Source organism: Mycobacterium sp. (assembly GCF_052144515.1).
Taxonomy (GTDB): domain Bacteria; phylum Actinomycetota; class Actinomycetes; order Mycobacteriales; family Mycobacteriaceae; genus Mycobacterium.
Map to the genome: position 1 here is coordinate 1 of NZ_JBKQQD010000179.1, position 3472 is coordinate 3472.

Genomic DNA, 3472 nt, shown 5'->3' on the forward strand with positions numbered 1-3472 from the left:
CAGGGACTGCACCAGGGCTTCGGGGTACGGTGAGGCCGCCTCGATCATGGCCGGCACCGAAAAGTCGCGGTTGGCCGCAATTCGTTGCCGATCAGGGTCGGGGATGTCGGGCCGGGCCAGCAGGCGCCGGCACAGCGTGAACGCCTCGGCGTGCTTGCCGATCCAGGATGCGCACACCGCCTGCTCATCGGTTGCGCGCCAAGCGTAGATGTCCGCGCTGACAGATATTCTGTCCTCTTCGGGGAGCGGGATTTTGGCGGCGCTCTCGGCAAACAGGTACGCGAACTTGTAGCGCTGCTCGACGCGACACCGAAAGGCGATGGCGAGCAGCGGCTCGGCGCGGGTCGGTCGAAACTGCCAGGCCTTTAGGTAGGCGTCCTCAACGTCTGGCCAGGGCTCACCGAGGTTCAACATCGACACCGCGATCTGGTACATCGCCCAGTACACCTCCTCGTCGCAGCCGCCCACCTCGACCCGCCGCTCATACCACTTGCGCGCGTTAACGAAATCGCCCCGATCGAAATAGTGCTGGGCTAGGTGCAAGACCGACCGCCCATCGTCGGGGTCGGATTCGACCCTGGCCAACAAGCGATCGGGGTCGTTCGCCCATCGGTGCTGCAGGGCCAGCATCGCGCACCGGGGGTGCCGCGCGATGGAGTCCAGGAGCGCCGCGCGACCCTCTGGGCCAGAAACATTCCCGATCTCACTGAAAATCCAGTCAGCCATTCCGCCGATGACCTGCTCGCGCGCGGGGTCGCCGGCGGCCAAGTCGATCATGGCGTCGTACATCGCGGCGTGCCCGCCACCTAGCAGCAGCCAGAACTTTCGAGGGTCTACGACCCGGTTGTTCCACATACCCTGCGAATGGCGGCGGTAGACGGACATTGTCTCCGGCAGCATTGTGATGTTGCCGCTGAACGCATGGAGCACGTGAAGGTAGTGGTCCAGCGGCATGACATCGGCCGGGATGCCGGTGTAGCGCGGGAGGCGGCGGTACACTACCGAGTTGGTCTGGATGAAGTTCCGCCTGATCAAGGCATCCAAGCTCAGGTCGTCGCGCCAGCTGACCGGCGGGAAGTCTTGGTCCTCGACCCGGCCGTCTTCCCAGATCGTTCGCACGGGATGGAAGCACACCGCTGTTTTTGGATGCCGGTCGAGGAACGCCACCTGTTTGCTCAGCTTCAGCGGATCGATCCAGTAGTCGTCTCCTTCACACAGTGCGATGTACGTGCCGCGAGCAGCAGACAGGGCGCCGACTAGGTTCCTGTTAAGACCGAGGTTCTTGGGCCTGAAGATCGGCCGGAACAGGTGCGGGTACCGATCGGCGTGCTCCTGGATGATCGCTGGCGTGGAATCGGTCGAGGCATCGTCGGCGACGACGATCTCCATCGGGAAGTCGATCTGCTGCGCGACAAAGCTGTCGAAAGCATCGCGGACGTAGGCTTCTTGGTTGTGGGTGGTCGTGACCACGCTCACCTTGGGTCGGTTCCTTGCTATCCGTTTCGGTTTCACCGCGAGCCCCGTTCCCTCGCGGTGGTAAGGATCCGTGCGACGTCGTCGTCGGCCATGTCGTCGTGGACCGCGGGCGCGACGATCCGCGAGCAGACGTCCTCCATGACGAGCATGTCGGCGGACCCTTCCAGCTTGGGATTCGCCACCCACATATGGCTGCAGGTGTTGTGGGTTGTAGTAGTCGCAGGACCTGGGCCCGGGCGTAGACACCGAACCGAGACTCTCGAATATCCGCGACCGAGGTGGTTTCGGGCGGTTGTCACTCGGGGTCCAGACCTGAGATGCAGAGGACTTCGTCGAGGCTGGCGGTGCGCAGCTTGGCGCGGGCGGCCGGTCGCCTACGTTTGGCGAGCGGATCGGGGTCGGTGTCCTTCAGGCCGCCGGCCCGATCCAGGCGTGCGGTGTCGAACATCGCTGGGCCGGTGGCCATCGCCTTGGTCAGGAGGTAGCGGCCGGCGTCGGGTGCCCGGCGTATCGCCTCCTCCGCGGCGCAGGCGCCGGTGAGTTTGACCGCATCGGCGAAGTTGATGCCCGCCTGAAACACCTGTGGTTCGGCGTCGAGCACCGCGGTGAGGCGGGTGATGAAGTTCTCGGGGGCGAAAAACCGCCAGCCCGCGCCCAGGTGCAGCCAGAACCGTCCGTCGATCTGAGCGCGGATCTGCGCCAGCTGGGCGGCGGGCTTGTCCCTGGGAACGGCGGCTCTCTTGCCCCTGGGAACGGAATGGGCAAACTCGAGAAAACCGTAGCGCTGCTGCAGCTTCGCGCGGTCGGGGGCGGACAGGCCGGTATCGAGCACCAGGAAGCGCCCAACCCGTGACACATCGAGGCAGCAGGTCAAAAACGAGTTCAGTGTCTGCTCGGTGGTCTGCGGGTCCGGTCCGGCGATCAGGCTGACGGTGATTTCGGCTGCGCCTGGACCGTTGGCCAGGGACTGCACCAGGGCTTCGGGGTACGGTGCGGCCGCCTCGATCATGGCCGGCACCGAAAAGTCGCGGTTGGTCGCAATCCGTTGCCGATCAGGGTCGGGGATGTCGGGGCGGGCCAGCAGGCGCCGGCACAGCGTGAACGCCTCGGCGTGCTTACCGATCCAGAATGCGCAAGTCGCCTGCTCATCGGTTGCGCGCCAGGCGTAAACCTGTTCAATCTCTCCGGGGACAAAGAGGTCCTCCTCGGGAAATGGGATTTCGGCGGCGCGCTGGGCAAGCAGGTAACCGACCTGGTAGCGCTGCATGGCGTGATACGCAGCGGCGACGGCATACAGCGGCTCGGCGCGGGTCGGTCGAAAATACCAGGCGCGCAGGTAGGCATCTTCACAGTCTGGCCACGGTGCACCGAGTTGCTGAGTCGACTGCGCGAGCCGGTACATCGCGTAGTAGGCCTCCTCGTCGCAGCCGCCCATCTCGACGCGCTGCGCATACCACTTGCGCGCGTTGGCGAGATCCTCCATACGGAAGTAGGTCTCGGCTAGGAAAAAGACCGATCGCGCATCCGCGGGATTGCGTTCGACCTTGGCCAGCAACCAATCGCGCTCCTGCGCAGCCTTATGCTTGAACAGGTTGCGGGTGAACAGTTGGCGCTCGCGGAGCTGATGATCTGCGCTGTGGTCTTTGCCTTCGAGGCGCACATCGATGCAAGGGTCGTCCCGCGCAGCGGTCTCGTGGGGGACACCCTCAAGGTCTGCCGACAGCGCGCGGTGCAGAATGTCGGCCTGGCTGCGAGCGGAGAAAGCCTGGTAGCCCCGCTCGGCGAGCTCGCGTCGCGCGCGCTCGTCGCCGACGAGTTGCACACAGCGATCGACCAGTTCGTCGTAGTCCGCGAACGCGATGCCGGACTCCAGGTCGCGCTCCAATGTCGGATCGGCACTATGCTCGGAGACCACCGCCCGTCTGTTGGCGAGTAGATAGGAAACACGCACGATTGCGAAGATTTTCGCTTCAAAGTAGTGCAGGTTGAGGACGAC

2 protein-coding genes and 1 pseudogene are annotated in these 3472 nt (G+C 64.6%); all 3 read right to left on the minus strand.

What is annotated here, in order from left to right; translation table 11 throughout:
• Positions 1–585 precede the first annotated feature (585 nt).
• A pseudogene (locus ACLP9N_RS12225) lies at positions 586–1476 on the minus strand (glycosyltransferase); the annotation flags it as partial.
• A gap of 32 nt (positions 1477–1508) precedes the next feature.
• Positions 1509–1658 carry a hypothetical protein gene (locus ACLP9N_RS12230; RefSeq protein WP_442407654.1) on the minus strand — a complete coding sequence of 50 codons (150 nt, stop codon included), beginning with the start codon at positions 1656–1658 and terminating at the stop codon, positions 1509–1511.
• A 113-nt stretch (positions 1659–1771) separates the two neighbouring features.
• Positions 1772–3472: tetratricopeptide repeat protein (locus tag ACLP9N_RS12235; protein WP_442407655.1), on the minus strand; the 1701-nt coding region annotated here is incomplete at its 5' end.